The 22,159-nt window shown below is 49.1% G+C and carries 35 protein-coding genes and 2 tRNA genes; 28 read left to right on the top strand and 9 right to left on the bottom strand.

Translation table 11 applies throughout. The features are described 5' to 3' along the window. Window positions 1-5: 5 nt before the first annotated feature. From ATORI0001_RS03175 to ATORI0001_RS03160, 4 genes are read right to left on the bottom strand one after another with little or no spacing between them, the layout of a single operon-like run. Window positions 6-1,277, bottom strand: coding sequence for a Stp1/IreP family PP2C-type Ser/Thr phosphatase (locus ATORI0001_RS03175; protein ID WP_003149504.1), 1,272 nt, complete (start codon window positions 1,275-1,277; stop codon window positions 6-8). 8 nt (window positions 1,278-1,285) lie between these two features. Further along, on the bottom strand, window positions 1,286-1,699 hold the full coding sequence (locus ATORI0001_RS03170) for an FHA domain-containing protein (protein WP_003149311.1): 414 nt from the start codon (window positions 1,697-1,699) through the stop codon (window positions 1,286-1,288). Then, window positions 1,699-2,829, bottom strand: coding sequence for an FhaA domain-containing protein (locus tag ATORI0001_RS03165; protein ID WP_003149059.1), 1,131 nt, complete (start codon window positions 2,827-2,829; stop codon window positions 1,699-1,701). The genes ATORI0001_RS03170 and ATORI0001_RS03165 overlap by 1 nt, the downstream gene beginning before the upstream one ends. Further along, a complete protein-coding gene (locus tag ATORI0001_RS03160; RefSeq protein WP_003149282.1) occupies window positions 2,816-4,627 on the bottom strand; it encodes a serine/threonine-protein kinase in 1,812 nt (603 codons plus the stop codon). Before ATORI0001_RS03160 ends, ATORI0001_RS03165 begins: the two co-directional genes overlap by 14 nt. A gap of 133 nt (window positions 4,628-4,760) precedes the next feature. Here ATORI0001_RS03160 and ATORI0001_RS03155 point away from each other — a divergent pair. Beyond that, window positions 4,761-4,847 (top strand) — tRNA-Leu (locus ATORI0001_RS03155). 35 nt (window positions 4,848-4,882) lie between these two features. Here the strand turns inward: ATORI0001_RS03155 and ATORI0001_RS03150 are convergent. After that, window positions 4,883-5,089 (bottom strand): DUF6724 family protein, encoded by a 207-nt coding sequence (locus ATORI0001_RS03150; protein WP_003149002.1) that lies wholly within the window; start codon window positions 5,087-5,089, stop codon window positions 4,883-4,885. 143 nt (window positions 5,090-5,232) lie between these two features. Between ATORI0001_RS03150 and serS the strand changes: the two genes are divergently transcribed. Together serS and ATORI0001_RS03140 are read left to right on the top strand one after the other, a co-directional pair. Continuing rightward, on the top strand, window positions 5,233-6,516 hold the full coding sequence (serS, locus tag ATORI0001_RS03145; protein WP_003149305.1) for a serine--tRNA ligase: 1,284 nt from the start codon (window positions 5,233-5,235) through the stop codon (window positions 6,514-6,516). A 223-nt stretch (window positions 6,517-6,739) separates the two neighbouring features. Beyond that, window positions 6,740-7,081, top strand: a complete 342-nt coding sequence (locus tag ATORI0001_RS03140; RefSeq protein WP_003149562.1) for a hypothetical protein — start codon at window positions 6,740-6,742, stop codon at window positions 7,079-7,081. Between the two features lie 70 nt (window positions 7,082-7,151). Here the strand turns inward: ATORI0001_RS03140 and ATORI0001_RS03135 are convergent. From ATORI0001_RS03135 to ATORI0001_RS03120, 4 genes are all read right to left on the bottom strand, one after another. Further along, a tRNA-Arg gene (locus ATORI0001_RS03135) sits at window positions 7,152-7,228 on the bottom strand. Between the two features lie 361 nt (window positions 7,229-7,589). Then, complete coding sequence (locus ATORI0001_RS03130; RefSeq protein ID WP_003149648.1) at window positions 7,590-8,657, bottom strand: site-specific integrase; 1,068 nt, start codon at window positions 8,655-8,657, stop codon at window positions 7,590-7,592. Window positions 8,658-8,672: 15 nt separating this feature from the next. Beyond that, window positions 8,673-9,428: a 3'-5' exonuclease gene (locus tag ATORI0001_RS07635; RefSeq protein ID WP_003149101.1), complete on the bottom strand. Its 756-nt coding sequence runs from the start codon at window positions 9,426-9,428 to the stop codon at window positions 8,673-8,675. Between the two features lie 13 nt (window positions 9,429-9,441). Beyond that, window positions 9,442-10,095 (bottom strand): LexA family protein, encoded by a 654-nt coding sequence (locus ATORI0001_RS03120; protein WP_003149330.1) that lies wholly within the window; start codon window positions 10,093-10,095, stop codon window positions 9,442-9,444. A 105-nt stretch (window positions 10,096-10,200) separates the two neighbouring features. On the opposite strand from ATORI0001_RS03120, the gene ATORI0001_RS03115 reads away from it, so the two are divergent. From ATORI0001_RS03115 to ATORI0001_RS02990, 25 genes are all read left to right on the top strand, one after another. Next, window positions 10,201-10,398: a helix-turn-helix transcriptional regulator gene (locus tag ATORI0001_RS03115; protein ID WP_003148924.1), complete on the top strand. Its 198-nt coding sequence runs from the start codon at window positions 10,201-10,203 to the stop codon at window positions 10,396-10,398. Window positions 10,399-10,602: 204 nt separating this feature from the next. Continuing rightward, complete coding sequence (locus ATORI0001_RS03110) at window positions 10,603-10,851, top strand: helix-turn-helix domain-containing protein (RefSeq protein WP_003149135.1); 249 nt, start codon at window positions 10,603-10,605, stop codon at window positions 10,849-10,851. Between the two features lie 9 nt (window positions 10,852-10,860). Beyond that, window positions 10,861-11,607: a phage antirepressor Ant gene (locus tag ATORI0001_RS03105; RefSeq protein WP_003149551.1), complete on the top strand. Its 747-nt coding sequence runs from the start codon at window positions 10,861-10,863 to the stop codon at window positions 11,605-11,607. Then, on the top strand, window positions 11,600-11,782 hold the full coding sequence (locus ATORI0001_RS03100) for a hypothetical protein (protein ID WP_003149172.1): 183 nt from the start codon (window positions 11,600-11,602) through the stop codon (window positions 11,780-11,782). The genes ATORI0001_RS03105 and ATORI0001_RS03100 overlap by 8 nt, the downstream gene beginning before the upstream one ends. Beyond that, entirely contained in the window at window positions 11,779-12,039 is a 261-nt protein-coding gene (locus ATORI0001_RS03095) for a hypothetical protein (RefSeq protein WP_003149397.1), read from the top strand. Before ATORI0001_RS03100 ends, ATORI0001_RS03095 begins: the two co-directional genes overlap by 4 nt. Window positions 12,040-12,060: 21 nt before the next feature. Next, window positions 12,061-12,555, top strand: coding sequence for a hypothetical protein (locus ATORI0001_RS03090; protein ID WP_003148977.1), 495 nt, complete (start codon window positions 12,061-12,063; stop codon window positions 12,553-12,555). Next, window positions 12,548-12,862 (top strand): hypothetical protein, encoded by a 315-nt coding sequence (locus ATORI0001_RS03085; RefSeq protein ID WP_003149324.1) that lies wholly within the window; start codon window positions 12,548-12,550, stop codon window positions 12,860-12,862. The genes ATORI0001_RS03090 and ATORI0001_RS03085 overlap by 8 nt, the downstream gene beginning before the upstream one ends. A 186-nt stretch (window positions 12,863-13,048) precedes the next feature. Continuing rightward, a complete protein-coding gene (locus ATORI0001_RS03075; protein WP_003149464.1) occupies window positions 13,049-13,387 on the top strand; it encodes a TFIIB-type zinc ribbon-containing protein in 339 nt (112 codons plus the stop codon). After that, a complete protein-coding gene (locus ATORI0001_RS07835) occupies window positions 13,380-13,742 on the top strand; it encodes a hypothetical protein (protein WP_003149323.1) in 363 nt (120 codons plus the stop codon). The genes ATORI0001_RS03075 and ATORI0001_RS07835 overlap by 8 nt, the downstream gene beginning before the upstream one ends. Then, complete coding sequence (locus tag ATORI0001_RS03065) at window positions 13,739-14,275, top strand: class I SAM-dependent methyltransferase (protein WP_040324497.1); 537 nt, start codon at window positions 13,739-13,741, stop codon at window positions 14,273-14,275. The genes ATORI0001_RS07835 and ATORI0001_RS03065 overlap by 4 nt, the downstream gene beginning before the upstream one ends. A gap of 10 nt (window positions 14,276-14,285) precedes the next feature. Beyond that, window positions 14,286-14,555 (top strand): hypothetical protein, encoded by a 270-nt coding sequence (locus tag ATORI0001_RS03060; RefSeq protein ID WP_003149254.1) that lies wholly within the window; start codon window positions 14,286-14,288, stop codon window positions 14,553-14,555. Beyond that, complete coding sequence (locus ATORI0001_RS03055) at window positions 14,552-14,758, top strand: hypothetical protein (protein ID WP_040324496.1); 207 nt, start codon at window positions 14,552-14,554, stop codon at window positions 14,756-14,758. The genes ATORI0001_RS03060 and ATORI0001_RS03055 overlap by 4 nt, the downstream gene beginning before the upstream one ends. Further along, window positions 14,751-15,092, top strand: a complete 342-nt coding sequence (locus tag ATORI0001_RS03050) for a hypothetical protein (protein WP_003149347.1) — start codon at window positions 14,751-14,753, stop codon at window positions 15,090-15,092. Before ATORI0001_RS03055 ends, ATORI0001_RS03050 begins: the two co-directional genes overlap by 8 nt. After that, window positions 15,070-16,275, top strand: a complete 1,206-nt coding sequence (locus tag ATORI0001_RS03045) for a tyrosine-type recombinase/integrase (RefSeq protein ID WP_003149615.1) — start codon at window positions 15,070-15,072, stop codon at window positions 16,273-16,275. Before ATORI0001_RS03050 ends, ATORI0001_RS03045 begins: the two co-directional genes overlap by 23 nt. Before the next feature lie 179 nt (window positions 16,276-16,454). Continuing rightward, a complete protein-coding gene (locus tag ATORI0001_RS03040; RefSeq protein WP_244851834.1) occupies window positions 16,455-16,745 on the top strand; it encodes a hypothetical protein in 291 nt (96 codons plus the stop codon). Window positions 16,746-16,755: 10 nt separating this feature from the next. Next, on the top strand, window positions 16,756-17,175 hold the full coding sequence (locus ATORI0001_RS03035) for a Lin1244/Lin1753 domain-containing protein (protein ID WP_003149322.1): 420 nt from the start codon (window positions 16,756-16,758) through the stop codon (window positions 17,173-17,175). Between the two features lie 167 nt (window positions 17,176-17,342). Continuing rightward, window positions 17,343-17,714, top strand: a complete 372-nt coding sequence (locus ATORI0001_RS03030) for a DUF4406 domain-containing protein (RefSeq protein WP_155811540.1) — start codon at window positions 17,343-17,345, stop codon at window positions 17,712-17,714. Then, on the top strand, window positions 17,711-18,184 hold the full coding sequence (locus ATORI0001_RS03025) for a hypothetical protein (RefSeq protein WP_003148950.1): 474 nt from the start codon (window positions 17,711-17,713) through the stop codon (window positions 18,182-18,184). Before ATORI0001_RS03030 ends, ATORI0001_RS03025 begins: the two co-directional genes overlap by 4 nt. Then, the gene (locus tag ATORI0001_RS03020) at window positions 18,181-18,540 is read left to right on the top strand and encodes a hypothetical protein (protein WP_003148980.1); all 360 of its coding nucleotides are present in this window, start codon (window positions 18,181-18,183) and stop codon (window positions 18,538-18,540) included. The genes ATORI0001_RS03025 and ATORI0001_RS03020 overlap by 4 nt, the downstream gene beginning before the upstream one ends. Then, complete coding sequence (locus ATORI0001_RS03015) at window positions 18,537-18,740, top strand: hypothetical protein (protein WP_003149312.1); 204 nt, start codon at window positions 18,537-18,539, stop codon at window positions 18,738-18,740. The genes ATORI0001_RS03020 and ATORI0001_RS03015 overlap by 4 nt, the downstream gene beginning before the upstream one ends. Beyond that, a complete protein-coding gene (locus ATORI0001_RS03010) occupies window positions 18,737-19,129 on the top strand; it encodes a hypothetical protein (protein WP_003149197.1) in 393 nt (130 codons plus the stop codon). The genes ATORI0001_RS03015 and ATORI0001_RS03010 overlap by 4 nt, the downstream gene beginning before the upstream one ends. 120 nt (window positions 19,130-19,249) lie before the next feature. Continuing rightward, complete coding sequence (locus tag ATORI0001_RS03005) at window positions 19,250-19,624, top strand: hypothetical protein (protein ID WP_003149035.1); 375 nt, start codon at window positions 19,250-19,252, stop codon at window positions 19,622-19,624. Window positions 19,625-19,787: 163 nt separating this feature from the next. Beyond that, window positions 19,788-20,069: a hypothetical protein gene (locus tag ATORI0001_RS03000; protein ID WP_003149619.1), complete on the top strand. Its 282-nt coding sequence runs from the start codon at window positions 19,788-19,790 to the stop codon at window positions 20,067-20,069. Continuing rightward, window positions 20,044-20,445, top strand: a complete 402-nt coding sequence (locus tag ATORI0001_RS02995) for a hypothetical protein (RefSeq protein WP_003149494.1) — start codon at window positions 20,044-20,046, stop codon at window positions 20,443-20,445. Before ATORI0001_RS03000 ends, ATORI0001_RS02995 begins: the two co-directional genes overlap by 26 nt. Before the next feature lies 1 nt (window position 20,446). Beyond that, on the top strand, window positions 20,447-22,129 hold the full coding sequence (locus ATORI0001_RS02990; protein ID WP_003148903.1) for a terminase TerL endonuclease subunit: 1,683 nt from the start codon (window positions 20,447-20,449) through the stop codon (window positions 22,127-22,129). The last annotated feature ends 30 nt before the right edge of the window (window positions 22,130-22,159 follow it).

The following is a 22,159-nucleotide window of genomic DNA, read 5'->3' as shown; positions in this document are numbered from 1 at the left end:
CACTTCTACTCACCTCCCGAGTTTTGTGAAGAGGCATTCGGTGCGGTTGTTTCAGTCTCACCGGTGGGCTCGCCTTCTGATTTTGCGTCGTCAGCACGTTTGGCCGCCTTTATGTCGGCATCGTTGATCTGTTCACGATAGTCTTCGACGGTTTCGCGCGCCTCCGTTTCATCTTTAACGCGAATTCCCAACGCCAGCTTATCTTGTACGGATTGTGGAAGATTCTTTACTTCGATGGTAGTGGTATCTATCAAATTTGATAATGGAACTCCGGCTATTTTTGAAGGAACTCCCTGGTAGATGGCAACGGTAGAACCGTTTATGCCTATGTAGTATTCACTTCTGATAAAGAGCACGGCGATAACCAAGGAGACGACAAGAAGAGCAATGATGGATATGGAGGTTGCGAGAATACCGCGAGTAAAGCGGCGGCGGTTCTTCTCGACAAGGCCGTCATCGAGAATATCGACCACAATAACCGTGATGTTATCCGCTCCTCCGGCGGTAAGGGCCGCCGAAACAAGGCTGTCCGCAGCGTTTTGCGGAGTGATGTTGGAGACGGCAATGGACTCTATCTCGTCGTCAAGTATCATGCTGGAAAGACCGTCGGAACAAAGAATGATGCGGTCCCCGTCAGAAACTTCCAAGGTAAAATGATCGGCATACATTTCCGGATCGGAGCCCAGCGCACGTGTTACGACGGAGCGCGAAGGGTGATTGCGGGCTTCATCGGCGGTAATCTGACCCGAATCCACCAGTTCTTCTACGTAGCTATGATCATGGGTAACTCGTACCAATGTGCCGTGATGGAGTAGGTAAATGCGAGAATCGCCTACGTGCGCAACGGCCATCTGGTTGCCTTCAATAAAAATGGCCGAAGCGGTAGAGCCCATGCCGGCCTTTCCGATGCCTTTTTGGGGGGCTTCAATGACGGCTTGATTGGCGGCTTCAATTGCCGCACCAAGAAGGACGTCGTCGGCCGTGTTGGGAGCCTCCTCGCCGATAACTTTTACGGCGATGGAACTTGCCACTTCTCCGGCGGCATGACCGCCCATGCCGTCGCAGACCGCAAAGAGAGGTGTGCGCAGAAGAAACGAGTCTTCGTTGTGCTCGCGTACGAGGCCCACGTCAGAGCGGGCTCCCCATGATATGAAAGAGTTGGATCCACTGATAAACTCTGTATCCGTTCTTCCTTCAAGGGAGAGCTCGCATCTTCCCGGAGCGTGTACAGGCTCTGCGGCAGGCGTTTTGTCGACTGTGTTCTCAGGTGTTCCCATCGCTGCTCTTATCGACGTCCCACACGCATGATTACATCGCCGACCTGCACCTCATCATTTTCGCGAAGAGTAACCGGTTGTTCGATAATGTGGCCGTTTACCATTGTGCCGTTGGTGGATCCAAGATCTTCAAGAACAAGAGCGGGACCCTGCAACGTAAAACGTGCATGTGAAGCGGAAACATACGGCTCATCGACAACGATATCGGATGAGGGGGACCGGCCTATCACCACAGGTCCCAAGATGTCCGCATGAAGTCCGCGCAACGAGCGAATGCCCTTCTCGACATCAACATACCAGATGGCACCATCTTTACGCTGTCCGCGTACCAATCCAATTCCCGTGCGCATAACCGCAAAGAGAAACACGTAAAGGAGGATAACAAGAAGGACGCGTCCTGCGAATAACACAAGGTCAATCATTAGTTCTCCCGGAACTCGAGGTTCACGAGACCAACGGTGATAAGGTCTCCATCGTGCAGAATAATCTCATCGACATCGATATCGTTTACAAGCGTTCCGTTTGTTGAACGCAAGTCTGCGATATGCCAATGACGACCATCATACCGCAGTTCGGCGTGGCGGCGTGAAACATTGGGATCACGCAATACCACATCTGCCTGGGAGCGCTCGCGACCGATAATAGCAGTCGGTGCTTCAACCCGATATGAACGTCCACTTTGGCGGTCTATCAGGATGCAGAAAGGAGTTTGGTTTTGTGGATCAAGCGCCCGACCGGTATTGTGGCCGATTGAACGACGTGGATCGGATGGCATCTGACGACGTTGGGTACTTGGAACAGGAGATGCCGTAGGAATGGCCGCAACGGGGGGAATGTTATCCGCAGCGCCGTCAATATTGGTAAGAACGGGCATGGGGGTTGATTCGGCGGCTGAAACTACGGGGATGGAACCTTCTGCCTCCACAAAGTCCATCGGCATTACCGCAAGACCGGCATCCGTACCGGTAAATCCGGCGGGTGGATCGGAAGGGGACTCCGGATACAAGGGCGCATCCGGTATAGAGGGAACGGCCGCCGCCGAGACGTGCTGCAGAGACACCCCGGCTTGGCGAGCAGGACCATGGGGAGCTCGATTTTTATTGGGGAGAACAGCCGCTGCACCGCCGACGCTTGAATTGCCGCCGAGAAAGGCGCGTTCTTCGTCGCGGAGACGATCGAGCGTGGTGCTGTCGATGTTCTCGGCAAAGACCGCAAATTTCCCTGATTTAAGAGATGGATCTACCATAAAGCGCACCAGCGGCGTTCCTACGAAGATGTAGTTTCTACGCTCCGCTTGTGCAGCCACAAAGGCCGCAACTTCGGCGGTCAAATCAGCGTACAAGGGACGCATGAGCGAGTCGTCGGTAGGAGAGACCAAGATGGTATAGAGAGCCGGAGCGGTGTCTATGCCGTCAATCTCGTACGTTTCATGTTCCATCTCTTTAGCCGCACGCTTTGCGAGCTTCTTAAAAGAGAACGGCTCTGCGTATCCCTGTGGTGCAGAACCAAAGACAGAACCGATACGATCTTCAAAATCACTAATAAAGCTCATTCATATCCTCGCCTTCACGGCCGTACGAATGTGGGCCTGTCAGGACAATTACTATGCATACAAGTACACACAAGGTTACCGCAAAAATGATGGGAACCCAGTTGACACTAGGCAAAAAACTTTTATTTTCCACGTAAGAAGCTAAAAAAATCGTACCTAAAAAGAGAACAAGCCCAACGATCTGTCCGAAAACCATGCGAATACGACTTCTTTTCTTACTTACGAGCGCTGCCGCGTATGATGACAAAGCACAGCCTAAACACATAATCCAAAATGAAGCCCGGCTCATGGCGGACAATAAATCAAAAAAGAGGGGAGTTGCCGCAAATTGCAGAGGCATGGCTTTTGAGAAGGCGATGCCAAAAAGATACCCAAAAGCTCCCGTAAGACATGCAGGCAGGGGTTTTAGAGTCGCTCCTGCAAGTCCCGGAGCTGCAACACACATAGGGAAGAGGGCCGGAAAAAGTCCGGCGCTTGTGGCAAAACGATTTGTCCTTCCCGCGAGTATCCACCATGTACCGGAGAGAAGCGTGGAGACTGCCGCAAGGGGAAACGATGTACTTGTAGGACTTATGGATGCGAGTGCATATATAAAAGCCGAAAGCACCAAAGCCGAACCTAAAGGGGTCCAGAGCGCCGCGGCTGCTGCAGACAGTACAACACCCGTGAGTTGGAAAGACATGGATTCAGGCACCAGGGATTTGAGCAGGGGAAATACAAGCAGCGCGGTTGTAGCGGCTGATGCGATACGTGAAAGAGCCGAGAAAAGCCGGGGATACCGAACGTCAAGCGGCAGACGGGTATCGTCTAACGGTCCGTCTTCTTCCTCTCTGGTTTGTCCTATTAATTCCCGCAAGCTCTTCTCGCCGGCGGTCTTGTCGCCCAGTTCGTATGAAAGGTTGTTACTGAACTCGGCTACATCAGCTGGTCTGCGAGCGCTGTCAAAAGAGAGTGCCTGGTTCAGCTCGTCAATTGCCGCGCGGGATAGGGTTGGATCTTCTGTCTCAAGCGTATGCGGTTGTTTGAGTATCTTGGCGAGAGATTCTTTTGCACTTTTACCGGCATATATATTATGACCGGTTAGTGCTTGTCGCACTACGGCCGCAAGTGAGAAGACGTCGGCGCGCTCATCGACGAGAAACCCCTCTATTTGTTCGGGAGGCATGTAGCCCACGGTGCCCCCTCGTGCGTCGCCGTAGCCTGTAGCGGAGGCAAGAGTGGCCATGCCAAAGTCTGCAAGCTTTACCGTACCTTGTCTGTCAATCATGACGTTGGTGGGCTTGATATCCAGGTGCAGAACACCGTTTTCATGCGCATACGCGAGGGCGCGTCCAAGAGAAGCGACAACATGGGCAAGCTCGTCATGGGTAAGCGCGCCGCCTTCTACACGGGCGAGCAGTTCCGAAAGATTGAGACCGTCAACAAACTCCATAACGAGATATGCATATGCTTCATCCGATTCAAAATCGTGAACGCTCACGATATTGGGGTGCGCCAGAAGACAAGCCGTCCGCGCTTCTGCGAGCGCTTCATCAATCGTTGAAGTAAGAATACCCTGATGGTCGGCGATATCGGTCAAGGGCATACGTTTTATTGCAACTCGGCGTTGGAGACGCGTGTCCCAGCATGTGCATACGGTACCAAACCCGCCATGTCCACAACGCGCGAGCACGCGGTAGCGGCCAAGAAGCATCTCAGGTTGATCCGTCTCAGAGGCATCAGATATCTGATCTGCAGGAACGATAGCCCTCCTGCGCTTGGTATATTGCGTAATATGAGTAGATCCGGTGTCTCTCACGGCGGCTCCTTGTGTGTTTAAAGTGTATGTGTCGCCTGTGACAAGCGTTATTTTACTCCTAAATGTTCGTTTACAAGTTTATGGAAGAATCCCATGCAAGAAAAGCAGAAAATGTAGTATTATTGCCGAGCATGCGGGCGTGGCGGAATTGGCAGACGCGTATGCTTCAGGTGCATATGGGCAACAGCCCGTGGGGGTTCAAGTCCCTTCGCCCGCACCATTTTTTATATGAAGCCCCGACTCGGGGCTTTTTCTTTATGCTTTATCGGAGTCCGATGGCTCGTCATCGTCAAAGAGGCTCCAGTCATCATCGCTCTTCTCGTGGTTGTAATAGCGCCTTTTTGTTCTGCGCTCAAGAACAAGCGAGATAAGGAGAAAGAAGAGGATTCCCCCGCCGACAAGGCACAAAACGCCGGTTTGATCGGTAAAGAGCCATGTAAAAAGATCACCAATTGCATTCATACAAAAACTCCAAAAGAGAAGTGTTGCTTTATATCGAGCATTACAAGTATATACTTGAAAAATTGCAACCGGAAATATAACTGTGCAAAAATAGAATCTGTGTTACATCAGACACACATTATTGTCGTTCAAGGAGATATTGAATGCTTGACATCAAGTTTGTTCGTGAGAACCCCGATGTAATTGATGCTGCCTGTGCATCTCGTCAAAATGCCCATTGGGATCGTGAGAAGTTCTTTGAGCTTGATGCCGAGCGTCGTTCGGTTATTGCTGAGGTTGAAAGTTTGCAGGCAGAGCGCAATGCCATCTCAAAACAAATCGGCCTTTTTATGCGTGAGGGTAAAAAGGATGAAGCTGAGGCAGCAAAGCAGCAGGTTAGCGCCAACAAGGAGCGCATAGCCGAGCTTGATCAGCGTCGCGGTAGCGTTGAAGAAGAGCTGACGGCGCTTGTGGCTGCGATTCCAAACATTCCGGATGAGTCGGTGCCGTATGGCGTTGATGATTCCGACAATCCTGAAGTTCGCCGCTGGGGTACCCCGACTGAATTTGATTTTGAACCTAAAGCACATTGGGATCTCGGCGTTGACTTGGGGATTATTGACTTTGATAGGGGCGTAAAGCTTGCCGGAACACGGTTCTATCTTCTTGGTGGACTTGGTGCCCGTATGGAGCGCGCGCTTATCAACTTTATGATTGACCAGCACAATAAAGCCGGTTTTAAGGAATTTTGGCCGCCGGTCATCACCAATCATGATTCGCTCTTTGGAACAGGCCAGCTTCCCAAGTTTGAGGATGATCTCTATCACGTACAACCCGACCTTTATCTCATTCCAACTGCGGAGGTTCAACTTACCAATATCCATCGTGGAGAGATTCTTGACGCAGACCAGTTGCCACTTCTCTACACGGCATTTACACCGTGTTTCCGTGAGGAGGCAGGATCGGCGGGACGAGATACGCGTGGAATTATCCGAGTCCACGAGTTCGATAAGGTTGAGATGGTAAAGTTTTCCAAGCCGGAAGATTCCATGAATCAGCTTGAGTCCATGGTTACAGAGGCCGAGAAGATCCTCCAGTTGCTTAAACTTCCGTATCATGTGGTAACACTTTGTACGGGAGATTTGGGATTTTCTGCGGCAAAATGTTATGACATTGAAGTGTGGCTTCCCAGCTACAACAACTATAAAGAGATTTCTTCTTGTTCAAATTGCAAGGATTTTCAAGCAAGACGTGCAGGCATCCGCTTTAAGGATCCTGCGGTCAAAGGGACACAGCTCGTGCACACATTGAATGGTTCCGGCCTTGCGGTTGGGCGTACCATGGCTGCCATTCTTGAGAATTATCAAAATGAGGACGGTTCCGTAACCGTTCCCGAAGCGCTTGTTCCATACATGGGCGGTGTTGAAGTCATCCGACCTGAAGACTAAAAAAGACTTTCATGAGGACTTTTGAAGCTCCATAAAAATGACCGAAGTCTCGACGATACCTTTGTTCTCGGTAAACAAAATAGAAAATTATTTCGGCTGGGCATGTGTAACTGTAGCGTATGTAACGCAGTCCGGAAGAGGACAGAATTTTGAGATTTCATAGAACTTATGTTCTAAATATGCTAAAATGGGATATAGAGAACCAAGAGAGAGGAAGACGTACATGAAGCACGATATCCCAGACAAAGAAGAATTAACCATCAAGCGGTCTCAAGACGGATCTCTTACCTTGAGAGCGTATGTATCCGGCCATCCCTCTCAGGTTGGTTTTGGTGAAGACGAGCATGTTTCTTACTTGCTGCTAGACGATACAAGCGCTCTGCAGCTCAAAGATGCTTTAGAGTCTCGGTATGGACGTCAGTCCTCTGAAGATTTATTTTGGCAGTTGGTTGCAGAGAAGACGGAATGCATTGCAGATATTCTTGATATCTGTGACGCACAAAGCATTCACTATACCTATAAGAGTCTAGGTTCTGAAAGTGATTGTTGTCTGAGAGAATTGTAAGAGGGGCATCTGTAAAAGTAACTGATATTTTGTATAAAAAAGGCTCCCGTTTAGGAGCCTTAAAATTCAATGGTGCGGCGTATAGGATTCGAACCTATGACGCCCTGATTCGTAGTCAGGTCCTCTATCCAGCTGAGGTAACGCCGCGTGCGCTAACAATATGACAGACCTGTTTGTAAAATGCAAGTGTTTTCACGAAAAAAGTTAGAGTCAATACCTGTAGGGGAGATAGAGGGAACCATTTCAGCTTCTCTGAAATGTGGTTTTGGGAAAGAGAGGTATTGAGAGGATGATAAAGAAAAGAAGAACGGTATGGTTAGATAAAAATATCTCTGTCTGAGTTTACGGTAGGTTCAGACAGAGACACATGAAATTAAAATGGCGGAGAGCTGGGGATTCGAAAACCGAGAACAAAACCTTTCAGATTCATTTATAGACTATTCTAACTGCCGTTTTCCAAATGAAATATTTATGCTCTGACCCATACGTGACCCAAAATCTTTCTCTTTTATTCAAAAAGAGCGTCAAAATCTTTCACCATATCCTCGGGCTTGTATCGTACATACCTACTCACTGTGGTTGTGATGTTCGTATGGCCGAGCAACTTAGAAACCTTTGTAACATCCATTCCGGCATTCATGCAAGCTGTGGCGAAACTATGACGCATATTTAAGATACTTACCTCTTCAAGGTTGTTTTCTCGTAAGTATTTCAACCAACCCTGTGAGGTTGAAACTGGATTTGATCGTCTCTTATTAGGACTAACCACTACAGCACCGGTTGGATGTCCCCTCAACTCGTATTCTTTGGATAGGTAGTAAGCCAGTTCTTTTCTAAGTGGAATATATCTGTTGCTCTTTTTAGTTTTAGGAGACATTAACTCGTGTTTGTGCTCCTGGCGGGCATACGTCCTTTGAATGTGGACGATGCGTTTCTCGAGGTCTATATCCTCCCAATCCAGTCCAAAGATTTCACCACGCCTCAGACCAAGCCCCAGGCCGAGTTCGGCGACAAGCTTAAATCTTGGATGGTCTATCTTGGCCAAAAATAGATCGTGTTGCTCGAATGTCGTTAGCCAAGTTCCGTTGTGCTCTTCTGGATATATTTCAGGAGCAGGAAAATCAAACTTTGCTCTTGCCGGATTGATTTTTATGAATCCAAGTTCAACGGCATAGTTGAGTATCTGCCGCAAACAATCCCTTGAGTTCTTCGCAACCTTATACGTGCTGGAAGTGTTTATAAGCGACTGTATGTGTACTTTATCGATTTCGTCGACCATCATATGGCCAAAGGCGGGCAGAAGATGCCCAATGTCTCTTTTATAGGCCGCTAGGGTTGTATAGCGCACTCTTTCTGACGTGTATGGTAGATAATACTGCCATACAAAATCATCAAACCTGATACGCTCTCTAATGAGCGCATCAGTTCTGTGAAGTTCAGAGAGCATATGCTCTACAGCTTTTGCTTCTTTTTTTGTTGGCACTACTCTTTGCGCACGTAGCCTCTTGCCGGAGCTATCGTGTCCCATTTCAACGCGAACGCGCCACTTACCCGATGGGAGCTTGTCAATAGACACAATGTATCCCTAACTTTACCCGAGCAAGCGAACACAGGAAGAGAGCCAAGATATAATACTCAGAATAATTATTCCGAAGAAAACCATCAAAATTATCACTACGATAAGACAAGTTGTCTTTTGTACCTTTTGTTCTTGAGTGGCTCTCTCTGTTTCTTTTTGTATTTTCACATAAGCTCTATCTTTAGCTACAGCCGCCGCCATGAACTCAGGATCGGAAAGCATTGCATAGAAGAGCTTTATAGTTGCTCTCGCATCTTCCCCTGCATCATGTGCGGCAAACTTAATCCCATAGTGCTTTGCTGCTGTAGTAAGCTTCGTCCAAAGATAATCATCTTTAGCGCTGCTCCATCTTCCAAAAACCTGCGCATAGTCTTCCATCAAATCGTATTGTTCTTTATCGGAGAAATCAAAGCCCTCTGCCTCCATCATAGAAATATCGAAAGGCAGGTTGTATCCAACGATAAGATCGGCTGCATTTATAGCTTCCTGCACCTGATCAGCAACTTCTTCAAGTTCCGGCTTTCCTTTAACCATTTTAGGTGTAATGCCATTGATTTCTTGAGCATTAGGCCATCTTTTTCGTGTAGGCGGACATATAAGCGACTCAAAGATGCTCTTCCCATGACCATCTATCATAGATAGCTGTATGATCTCATCTTTTCTAGGGTCAAGTCCGGTTGTCTCTGTATCTATGCAAAGGATTTTCTCTGCAGGTATCGCAAGGAGTCTCTTATAGTAGTTAGAACCTCGGCTCAACATTCTATCCATCTATGCTCCCCATCTACTCCATTTCCTTAGCCGCTTGGAACCATACAACCGCTCCAGCGAACTTCACTTCATGATCATCCGGATTACTCACAACAATATCCTCAAAACCCTCCACATACGTATCAGGCGACAGTACGAGCGTATTTGCACCTCGAAACATCCGTCTCATAACGTAATCCGCTCCATCAATAGACACGACGGCGATAGAGCCGTTCTGCGGCACTACATCCGGGTCTACGAGAACATAGCAGCCCTCAGGATATACATTGCCCATACACATTCCCTCAACCTCTAGGAAGTAAGCGTGAGGCCGGTGCTGAATCACTTCATAAGGAGCTGATATCTTCTCTTCAAGCATAACGGGCTCTTGAGCGTCTCCGGCATGCACACGACCAAGCAGCGGCGCATAGGCAACCCTTGAAGGTGTAGGTGTGATAGAAGCAGCAGGGCGAGAAGTACTATTCATGGAAATGCTGTCGGCAACAAGGTCACTAACTGAAACATTGAGCACCGAAGCTATTCTCTGAATAGCCCCCATTCTTGGTTGAGACCAACCGGTCTCCCATTGAGTAACTGTTGAGCGTGCAACGTCAACCTTCTCGGCGAGTTCTTCTTGCGTTAAGTTTTCACGCTGGCGGTAATACTTGATGTTTGAAGCGAGTGACATTTCTGTTGTCTTTCTCGTATATGTTTGTTTTTCTTACCATTTTAGTAAAATTAGCTTGACAATCAACGTTTGTTTAATTAACCTACTAAGCGAAAGGGGGCTTTCATGCCAAGGTTGAAAGAATACAGAGAGGCAAAAGGCGTCAAGCAGTCTGCCGTTGCCGCAAAACTAGGAATATCTCGTCAAACCTATTCGTTCTATGAAAAAAATCAAGAAAAGATGACATTTGAGCAAGCAAAAATTGTATGCGATTTCCTTGGAACTCGCGTTAGCGATATTTTTTTGCCACTTGATGTTGATTAAACAAACTCTTCACGATGCTCTTTTTGTAATTTTGCACCTTGAAAATCGCATACCCATCCTTGACGCAAACCGGGGGAGCCGGCAGCGCCTGCAGGATGCATGTTGTCGGCTCTCATGAGAAGAACCGTCAGGAACTTTATATCTAAATTAAATTGCCCTCACACAGGCGCAACTGCGTAAGGGCTTGTCCGAAAGGTGTCCCCTATGGACTCTGTAATTATACCAGCTGATAAGGAAGAACTGACGGTAATACAAGTGCCTATCAATCATGTATTCCTTACGGTTCCCGAGGTCGCGCGTCTTTTTGGTGTACATCAGGAGCGTATACGCGAGTGGACTAAACGTGAGATTGACCCCCTTCCTGCGCTACATCTTCCAGGAGTTAAAAACAACCGCTATCACCGAGACGCTGTCCTTGCATGGGCTGCGTCTATTAAGCCTTTCAATGTTTAGGAGGCGTGTATGTCATTAACAGTTTTTACAAGCGACGAGTTCGGTCAGTTGCGTACCACTACAATCAACGGTGAGCCGTGGTTTGTGGCAAAAGATGTTACTGATTCTCTTGGTTTGGACAGGACGGCTACCCGCCGCCTAGACGATGACGAAAAGGCAGTGCGTTCAACGCACACCGTTGGCGGTGCTCAGGACATGACTATTGTTTCGCTTCCGGGGCTTTTGTCGCTTGTTTTATCGTCTCGCAAGCCCGGGGCTAAGGCGTATAAGCGCTGGGTGACGCATGAAGTTCTACCTGCGATACATCGCGACGGCGGATATATCGCTGCTGAAGTCAACGAGCCGCCCGAAGTAATCCTCGCCCGCGCCCTTAAAATCGCAGACGAGACAATGCGGCGCCAAAAACAGCAGATAGAGGAGCTGGCACCACGCGCTCGCTTTGCTGATGCAGTAGCCGCATCTGATGGCTGCATTCTCGTTGGTTCTCTGGCTAAGATCATGCGCCAAAACGGCCTTAACATCGGGCAAAACCGACTATTTGAGCGCTTGCGCTCTGATGGCTATTTATGCAGCTTTGGCCGCTCGCGCAATGTTCCGACGCAGCGCGCCATGGATATGGGGCTATTCCGTATCAAAGAGACCGTAATCGGCCATGCCGACGGTAGCACGACCATCCAAAAGACTCCACTTGTAACCGGAAAAGGTCAGGCATATTTCGTTGACCGCTACTGCGCGGAGGTGGTTATCGATGACTAGAGACGGATTTATTGGCTGCATAGTGATTTTTGGTGCAGCTTTTATCCCGGGCATTGTCGAGAGTATCGATATACCAAATGGCCTGTTTTTTGCGGTGATGATAGCCATTTTTGCTGCTATAGCCGTGTGCCTTTGCTGGCTTTATAAGCAGCTCAAATCTGAGGAGTGCGCATGAAAGAGATGGGATTAGCTATGGATACCGTATTTTCAGGCGTTGTGACACCTGAGGAGCTTGCAGAGCTCAAAGGGCGCTCGTCACATCAAGAGCCAAAGGAAGCGGTTGTAAGGCTACTCGCCCCATCAGGTGGCAACGCACCCCACTCAATCATTATTCGCTGTCCTATCGAGCTTAAAGGGACTTATGAGAAGTGGCTCGTAGGAGTCGGAAACAAAAATCACTGGGATGCCACGGTTAAAAGTTGGTTGGAATAATTACAAATTGAGGAGTTAATGATGCTCGCTAAACAAGAGCGCGAGGAAATCGCTAAGAGAGCGCAAAGGGTTAATGGCAAGAAAGAGCGCGATAACCCTTATTTTGTCTTGACGGGAGATCTTATCCCTAATAACACTCCTGTCGATGATGATTATAAAAAGATGAGTTTGGTTATCAATGACCTTTGCGACACGTCAGACATGGTCGAGTTGCCGCTTGATAAAAACGGCGTACCGATACGCATCGGGGACACCGTGTTGTGTCATGGAGCAAAAAGGACAGTTAAAGCTATAAAGATATATGAGACTATGACTCGTATCGTTTATGAGATACCAGAGAAGCTCATTAGCTGGAGTTCACCGGAATTGGTTACCCACGCTGACCCTATCAGCGATCATGAAAGCATAGCACGTGCCATAGAGGACATTACACATTGTCTTAATGACGCTGCTGCCAGTCTCAAGCTCCAAGATATTGCTATGGAGCTAAGAAAGCTAGGTGGTAGCAATGACTGAGCGCCAAGAGGTAGCAGCAAAGCTGCGGGAATTGCGGCACAGGACCTACTACCGCGAAGAGATTGTTGAGAGCATCTGTGATGCCATCAGCATCGCGGACCCCGTGAACACGTTTCGCGAGCCGGAGGACGTCTATGAGCTGCTCGCAGACATCATAGACCCTACATGTCACGACTTCGGCGGTGAAGAAGGCACTAATGGCGATGGCTACGACTTTGCATGCTCTGCCTGTGGCTGGTGTGGAGATGTGACCGAGCCTAATTATTGCCCGTACTGCGGCGCAAGGGTGGTGAGCATTTATGCGTAGTGATATTAAGGCTGAAATTATACCTGATCATACTCTTAGCAATGACCTAAGGAGTGCGTGCGGGTGGTGTGATCAAAACGGACACTACACAGGCGCAGTCAGTGTAACTGTCTTGCGGCTTAGAAAATGGGCTGAGATGGCATTCCTGCTTGAGACGGAACTCAAAATTATGAAGGAAGGTAGGCAATGAGTGATTGCATTACTCCAGAAGAGCGCCATGAGGTAACAGTAAAGCTGCGGGAGGCCGGGCGAGAGCTAGACGGCGATAGTGCCTCAAGCATACGTTCAGCGTTTTGTACAATCGATCACATCATAGGTACACAGGATACAGGCCGTACCTTTGAGCCTTTCTTTGACCGTTTAGCCGACCTCATAGACCCTACATGCGAGCTAGACCTTGATTTTTGCATGGAATACATCGTGTGTCAGTCGTGCGGATATGAGCTACCACATGGTACACATCTTGACGAGACTAAGTATTGTCCCAACTGTGGTTCACGAGTGGTGGTGAGTAAGGATGAGTGACCAAATACTTGCCAAAGTCATTGACGAGCTATCAAAGCGACTCGGCACAGCCTATGACATCACGGCATCAGCTATTGAGCAGTATGCACAACTGAGAGTCATGCAATCGATTTATGCAGTAGCTGTATTTGGCGTCCTTTTAGCAGCTTTTGTCGTAGCTCTTGTATTGCTCGCTCACTTATATAAGCGATGCAGCCGACCACAGCGGGAGTGTCTTGGGGTAGCAATAGCGTTTTGTGTGATAGCTGTAATCTTCCTTTTTGTGCCGCTCCTGATTTTTGCAAACAGTGCCCTCGGCTGGTGCTTACATCCGCAAGGCATGCTTGTACAAGAGATCATACAGGCGGTGAGATGATGACTTTACCACCAGTCCTAGACGTGGCCTGCGGGCCACGTAGTTTTTACTTTGACAAAGAGGATGCGCGCGTACTTAAGTGCGACGCACATCCGCGACATCCGGTACTTCTCAATGGCAGGACGCTTGATGTCAGCCCTGATATGGTGGCCGACTTCCGGGAGCTACCTTTCCCGGACGAAAGTTTTAGCCTCGTCATCTTTGACCCGCCGCATCTTATCGGTAAGCGCGGCTGGAGAAGTGATTATTACGGCAGCCTGGATAGTCACACATGGCGCGAGGACTTGGCCAAAGGCTTTCGCGAGTGCCTGAGAGTGCTCAAGCCCTACGGTGTCCTTGTCTTTAAGTGGTGCGAGTGTGATATCCCGCTTAAAGATGTACTGGCACTTTGTCCGGCAAAACCAATCATCGGTAATCGCCGCCCTAAAGCGTCTAAGACGCATTGGATACTTTTTATGAGGGAGCCGCAAGAGCAAGCCGCTCTACCGGCAGAGGACTATATCGACAATCAAACATTTGCATTGGCGACGTAAAGGAGAAGCAATGAAATATCGTAAGAAGCCTGTAGTAATTGAGGCCGTGCAGTACACACCTGATATGACACCGCCTCAATGGTTAGTTGATGCACAGGCAGCAGGTATTTTCTGTCAAACAAGAGATGCAGATGGAGATAGCTGCTGGTGCATTAAAACCTTAGAGGGCGAGATGGTAGTAAGTCCTAACGACTGGATTATTAAAGGTGTCAAAGGTGAGCTTTATCCATGCAAGCCAGATGTCTTTGAACAAACATATGAGCTAGAGGAGCCACGATGACAGAAGGTGAATACATCGTTGGTACCGACGGCAACAGCGGGCATTGGCTCACAGATGAACCAATCGTGAGATGTCGAGATTGCAGCCACCAGCATTACAATCCGCTTTGTGGCTACATCTGCGATGGCTTTGGATTCGTAATCCCAGAGGATAATTTAGACGGCTTCTGCGCATGGGGTGAGAGGAGCGATGATCATGATTGAAATTAATCCACAACATGAAGTAAAAGCACGCAAGACGCACCACTGTTCGTGGTGCGACAAAGAGATACATACAGGCGAGAAATACATAACCTCTACGCTCAAGGTTGACTTCATTTACGAGTGGCGCGCGTGCAGCAGGTGCAAGCCTTACGTAGACGAAATGTTTGATGACGATGTGTGGGGCAATTACGACTCCGGAGACGGCATAGATCAGCAGACATTTTTGGATTTCATGTCAGAAAAACATTATGACGTATGGCGTAAGTGGCAACTCGCGGACGAGAAAGAGCGAGCAGCGAAAGCGGTAAAAAATGCAGCTAAAACCAATCGTTAAGCGTAACGCTAAGGGAATATGGTGTTGCCGTCTGTATCTTGGGCGAGATTTTAGCGGCAAGTTGATACAGCCTTACACGTCTTTTTCGGCAGCGACAACCGAAGAAGAAGCGCAGGCTATGGCCGAGCTGTGGGCAGCTCACCTTACCGCCGACGGCAAGGTCAAGAGTACCAATCTGGTGCAGCTTTTGTGCGAGTATACGGAGTTAAAGCGCCGCAACGGCGCAAGCCCAAACACCATCAGACAATACCAAAGCTTTGTCAAAAACCACATCTTAAAGTATCTACCACGAGCCACGGTTGACACGCTTGTACCTGCGGACTTTACCGCATTTGAACAGCAGCTCTTAAAACCGCGAGAAGACGGAGGAGCGGGGCTATCACGCAATACTGTTATCAACGTCCACCAATTCCTAAGGAGTGCCTACAACTACTTTGTTGCCTCCGGCATTTGCTCGATAAACCCGCTTTTCAATGTCGCTAAACCATCGCAAGAGCGACACGAGGCGGTCTCGATGGAGGAGTGGGGCTTTGCCGAGATAGACAAAGCAATTACAGGCGTGCTGGATAAGTCTTTTACTGCTCAAGAGTATAGCTTTGAGACGGTCTATGCCTTTGCGGCATGGCTTGCCTTAAAGACCGGTATGCGCTGCGGCGAGGTCTGCGCCTTGCGCCGACAAGATGTAAACCACATGCAGCGCTATATTCACGTGTCCGGCACGGTTATCGAGGAGCCACGCCGCCAACCGTACCGTCGAGACGTGACAAAGGGCAGACGTCACAGAAACGTCTCCATCACCGACGCAGACCTCGCTTTGATTGATAGGTATTCACAGCTGCAAGGTAAGCGTATGGGAGTGGCTATAAAGGGCGCTACACCCCTTGTAAGCGTCACAGGCGCGTTTATGAGACCTACTAAGGTATCAAGCGCGTTTACCGCTCTCAGGCGCTCTCTTGAGCTTCCTGCTGGCATTACTTTCCACACGCTCCGGCACACGCACGCTTCATGGTGCCTTGCTAATGGCGTGGATCTAAAGACGCTCTCGGAGCGCTTGGGACACGCCGACGAAGCAACAACACTTAGGATCTATGCACACGTACTTCCGGGACGAGACCGAGCCGCCGCAGAAGCTTTCGAGACGGCCGCAAAGCGCGTTACACAGACCTTTAATTCTGCACCTTAAGTTTTACAAACCATTTGCAATTTTTTGCAATGGAGCGTTTTTGACACTTTTTGCAAAAGGAGAAAAGCAAGAGTTAAACAAAGCTTTTTAGAGTGTTTCCATTTTCCAAAAGTAGATAAGAAGTAATTATCTACTCCACTACAAGAAAGGAATAACTTTTTATGAAACTATCTGAGCCAATGCAGCGTTTAAGAGATGCGCTTTCCGCGCGTCGTATTTCGTGGGAAGACAAGTCAGATTACATGGATCGTGGGGACGCTGGCATCCATGTAATCGAGCGTACACAGTTTCGGAGTGGCACTGAGACCATAAGCGCCATATATGGCTATACAGAGGACTCAGGCATCCGCTACGGCATTACATACGGTTATCCGGATATGGTCGAGGTTATGCCACTTGATGACATCGACTACGTAGACCCACGTCCGATGACACCGGAAGAAATACTCGACTGCATCATTCCCGCTTAAAGGAGAAATCATGAAGAAACAACCACTGTACGACAGCGACGCAATGGCTGCCCGTCCGCTTGAGAGCTTCCTGCACGATTCCAATGCTCATGACGACATGAAAATAAAGCGCGTACGCTTCCGGCTTGGAAAAGAGGGTGTATGTACTTTCTGGTTGCTCTGTGAGGCTCTGGCGCTCACAGACGGCCACATTCTTTCCTACAAAAACGACGAAGACATATTGACGCTTATGGACTATCTCTGGTGTCAAAGTTTCGAGGAAGTGGAGAAGAATCTTTCCTGTTTTGCAGATGTCGGACTTATCAATTCTGACTCTTTGCGCGAGGGGAAAATCGTCTCAGAGCGTTTACTTGAAAATGCGCTCATTGTTGGAAAAAAGAGAGCCGCCGGCGCTAAAGCCATCGCTAAAAGGTGGTCAAAAAAGGAATGAATACCTGCGGTTTTATACGGTCGTATTACGAACGTATTACTAGCGTATATACGGTCGTAATACAAAGATAAAGAAAAGAAAAGAAAAGACTTACTACTAAACCTTACTAGTAATAGACGAACGTTTGTTTCAATGGTTTAGGAGAGAAAAAAAGAATGGGGTGGATGATGGGTGAAGCGAAAGCAGATGGAGTTTTTAAGGACAGATGGTACTTTGTCTCAGGAGCCGTAAGCGGCATCGAGGATCGCAACAAGCCTGCCTTTGATGCAGTGGAAAAGTGGCTGCGTCAGGAAGGGGCTAAGGTCGTATTTAATCCGGTGGCCGTCATAGATGCGAACAAAAGCTGGGAGGACGCTATGCGGATATGTCTCCATGTCCTCACGGAAAACAAATACGACGCGCTTATATGCTTGCCCGGGTCGCCAAAAAGTTGCGGCTCTATGCTTGAGCAGGCAGTTGCTAAGAGCATCGGCACAAAGGTTTTGATGCTCGATCAGATAGCTCTTGACGAAATTAAAGCTCAAGTTGGCGCGCTATGAGCTACGCGCGGGATTACTTCGAGCAGGCGCGAGAAGCGGTACGCGAGCTGCAAAGCATACGCTCAAAGCTTGAGGGCTTGCCGTATCGGCTGGATATAGGCGGCATCGATTACTCAAAACCCACGATAGCGCACGGCACCGCGCAGAGTGGTATGCCTGCTGTGGAGCAGGCAGTTGATGCAGAGAGCCGATACATCAAGCGCATGGGCGAGCTTGTGGAGATCATCAATGCCGCTTACGACATCATTTACGGGAGAGACCGTAAGAGCGGCCTTTTGGCGCTTGCAGGCTATGAGTGCACAGACGCGCTGGAGCTTCGCTACCTCAAGGCCATGAGCTGGCAAGAGGTTTCAAAGAGCATGAATTACAGCGCTCGAGCATGTCAAAGGTTCGCCGATACGGCGCTCGATATGTGCGAAGCATACGGATTGGCAAAGGTTAGAGATGGTAAAGGAGTTGCTACTCAATGACGAAAATAAAAGCAGTACGTAATCGCGTACACGCAGAGCCGCTTAAAGGGTTATACCTCAAGCGCAATTTGGCGCCAAGATATGAGGTGCAAGACGGTGTACTCGTACAAAAGATAGACGCGCATTGTCTCGATAGCACGACTATCGGAGCTGATGGAGTGCTGGTAGTACTCCCACATCGGCGCACACTTGCTGACAATCTCCGCTCCCTTGCTAAGTTGATACAGTACATTCGCCGCGAGTATGGCGATCAGATATCGCAAGAGCTCAAAGACGAGCTCGATAAAAGGCAAGAGCAAGACCACGCAGCATACAGGCGTGATGGTAAGAGCAAGCGCGAGGAGGAGACAAAATGACGGAGTTACCGGAGTGTATGCACTTGTCCTTTACGACAGAGTACATAGAGGGGCTACCGGCACCAAGCACTTATTACACGCTGAGTAATGCAGTCGGCACGGTCTCGGTACGAGTGCAGCGCTCAGGGCTTGCCGATGTGGTAGACGATCTGCGCTGTATGTATGTATGGCTCAAGGATAATGAGGAGGAATTGAGATGATTAATGCCGTGTTATCAGTGGTGGTTCTTGTTGAGATGACGGCGATTCTATTTGCCGATTGGTGTATCAGCAAGCGGCTTACGGATATCGAGGACAAGTACCGCGATTTATGCGATGAGTATGAAAGCATATCAACATCACTTGATTTACTCGAGCGCAAGTTTGAGGCCAAGATACTTGATGACAACGCCGAGTGGATTATTAACCATGTGTCTAGCTGGGGAGACCGCGATAAGATAGGCTATGAAGCTCTACCGGTGATAGATGCTCTTGCTGATGCTCGTAAAGCTCTCAAAAGAGCCCATGAGTATTCCTTGACTGATAGAGACATTGTTTTAGTCAATCGTGAAATATACAGGCAGTACAAGCGTTTGCTTAAGGAGTACTAATCCTGTCGCATTTTGTCGCACTTTGTCACGCCAATATGTGCTACTGTGTTAGCGTGGTTGTTTTTATCGAGAGTTGCAAAAGCCCTTACGAGAGTGAGGGCTTTTGTTTTAGGTAGACAGATGATTGTACCAAGGTATGACTGGGAGCTTGATGCGCTCCTCCGTGAGCAGCGAAAGCGTAACGGCCACGACAGAGCGTTTTATAATTCCGCGCGTTGGAGACGGCTACGCGCTCGAGTACTTGCTGAGTTCCACGGCGAGAGCCAGTACGAGCTTGGTCTTGAGCCGAGCAGATACGTACCGGCTGAGACTGTGCATCACGTGATGCACGTTGACGAGTATCCTGGCTGGGCGCTCTCAGAGTTCGCGCTCGATGCCGACGGTAATTTGATTCGCAACTTGATACCGTTGTCTCATGCGGCGCACGACATAGCGCATGGGCGGTTTGGTAAAAATGTTAGGGCGCAGGCGGCTCTAACTGATGAAATGTGGTGATACATTTATTAAGTCGTTAACGGTTTTTTACGGAAAAACGGCGGAAATACCCCCGGGGGTAAACCCCGAATTAACAAAACCGCAGGTAGACCGGCGGTCACCCACAGGATTTTGATACGCGCGGTGTTTTTCTTTTTTTCTTTCTCTTAAAAACGGAGCCTATATGCTTGATTTTTCCTTACCGTCAGACTTTGGCAGCATTGCTGCTGACCTCGATTTCTCTTTGTCAGATGTTGCAATTCAAAGTCGAGAAGACGGCATCGAAAATAAGCGATATTTGCGTCCAAAAATCTACGAGAATACCCTTGGAATGGTCGAGTATGAGCACGCGGCAGACTTCGCAGAGCAATCCGCAAAAAGAAAAACAAGAAGAAAAAGCAAGCAGGGCTTTACGATGATTTGCCTTTTTAGGAGCATAAATGGCAGAGGAGAAAAAGCAAGGTAAAAAGCGTGGCAAGTACACCAAAAAAGCACGGCCACCGAAAAAGGTAACTGCATGGAGCGAGGAGCAGGCAGAGCAATTCTGCGGGCTGATGCAGGCATTTAATGCTATTGATGATGTGTGTGCCGTTATGGATTGCGATATCGCAGACCTTGACGGCCTGTGTAGCAAGGCATTTGGTTTGACGTTTGAGCGAGCAGAGAAAAAGTTCCACGCACAAGGGCGCGCCCTTATTCGCAAGACGATGTACAAAAGCGCACTTGACGGCAACACCAAAGCGCTTGACATGCTCGCACGTGAGCAGCTGGGGCTTGACCCCGTTAAATCGCGGCAAACCGCATTTAAGGAGAAAAAGCCAGATGAAAGGTTGACGTTGTAATGTGGCGAAGACGACATACAGGCTTCACAAGCGGATAGATTGTCCTGAGATTACCGGATGGCTCCGACTTGTTGAGCGAGGCAGTATCAAGGCATCTCATGAGATGCACCAGCTGTGTAAGATGGTGCGGCACATATTCGCCACGGAACGGCTTTTTATCGATAAAGAGCGCCTTGAGCGTTATATGGGCTATCAGAAGCACTTTCCCTTTGAGCTTGGAGCCGAGGAAAAGTTCCTCGTGGCTCTTTGGCTCTGTACCTTTCGAGAGGGCTTTTTTCCGCGCTTTGACGATCTGCTCCTATATGTTGGCCGCGGTTTTGGTAAAACCGGCTTTGCCGGATATCTCGCTTTTTGCTTGATTTCCCCGGCAAACGGCATACAGGACTACGACGTAGACATTTGCGCCACGGTTGAGAGTCAGGCCAAGATTGGATACGACGACCTTTGGCGCATGTTTGAGCGACGCCCCGACTTCTGGGGTCAAGCGTTTACGTGGAATAAGGTTGAGCTTTACAACCTTGATACCGGCGCACGCTTTAAGTACTGGAGCGGTAACTCTGAGAGCAAAGACGGCATGCGCTCCGGCGCTGTTTTTTTCGATGAGGTTCACGCCTATCAAACCTCCGATGCTATGGAGGTCTTCACCGGCGGCCTTGGAAAAAAGGAGCACCCGAGAAGGCTTTTTACTACAACTGACGGAGATGTTCGCGACGGCGTCTTAGACGAAAAAAAGGCTGAGGCACGAGCGATCTTGGACGGCAAGGCGCCCGACGGTGGCCTTTTACCGTTTATCTGCAAGCTCGATAGCATCGACGAGATAGACGACGAGAGCTGTTGGGTTAAGGCAAATCCGCGCCTCATGACGTCAAAGGTACTGCTTGAGCGGTATCGTAAAGACGTGCGCGAGTGGCGGCGTAACCCACAAAAGCACCCGATGACGCCGACAAAGCGTTTTAACCTCCCTCAGGAGCGCAAAGCCATCGCGGTTACGTCGTGGGCTAACCTCTTGGCAGCGTCCACGCCGATTGATATATCGTCTTTGAGCGGTATGCCTTGCATTATCGGCATTGACTACGCAAAAACTACCGATATGGTGGGAGCCGTTGCGCTCTTTAAGCTTGGAGACAAGTATCAGGTAATTCCTCATGCGTGGTGGTGCACGCACTCAAGCGATGCCGGAGAGGTAAAAGCCCCACTTAACGAGTGGGCGGCTTTAGGGCAACTTGACATCGTAGACGATGTCGAGGTGTCGCCGGAAAGCGTTGCTGCGTGGGTAAGTGCGATATCTGCGGCGTATGACGTGCGCATGGTGTCGATAGATAACTACCGTATTTCTCTGCTTAAAAAGGCACTTAAGGCAGCAGGCTTTGACAGCTCGCTCAAAGGTGAGCGCCAGCAGGTATGGCTTACGCGGCCGTCTGACATTATGTGCGTGCAGCCGGTCATTGACAGTGCGTTTGCGACACACTCGATAGCTTGGGGAGATAGTCCGCTTATGAGATGGGCCACCAACAACGCAAAGCTTGTACCTGCACCAAACGATAATTTTACCTACGGCAAAATCGAGCCTCATAGCCGCAAGACAGATCCGTTTATGGCGCTCGTGCATGCCTTTGTAGTCGCAGACAAGCTTCCAGAGCAATCAGAGGTTGTCGCAGTGGACTTTGAGCCAATGTTTTTCTAAGCCGCCAAAGGGCGGTTTTTTAATGCCATG

It is taken from the genome of Lancefieldella rimae ATCC 49626 (genome assembly GCF_000174015.1).
In the GTDB taxonomy this organism is placed as follows: domain Bacteria; phylum Actinomycetota; class Coriobacteriia; order Coriobacteriales; family Atopobiaceae; genus Lancefieldella; species Lancefieldella rimae.
This window is presented reverse-complemented; position numbering and strand designations above follow the sequence as displayed.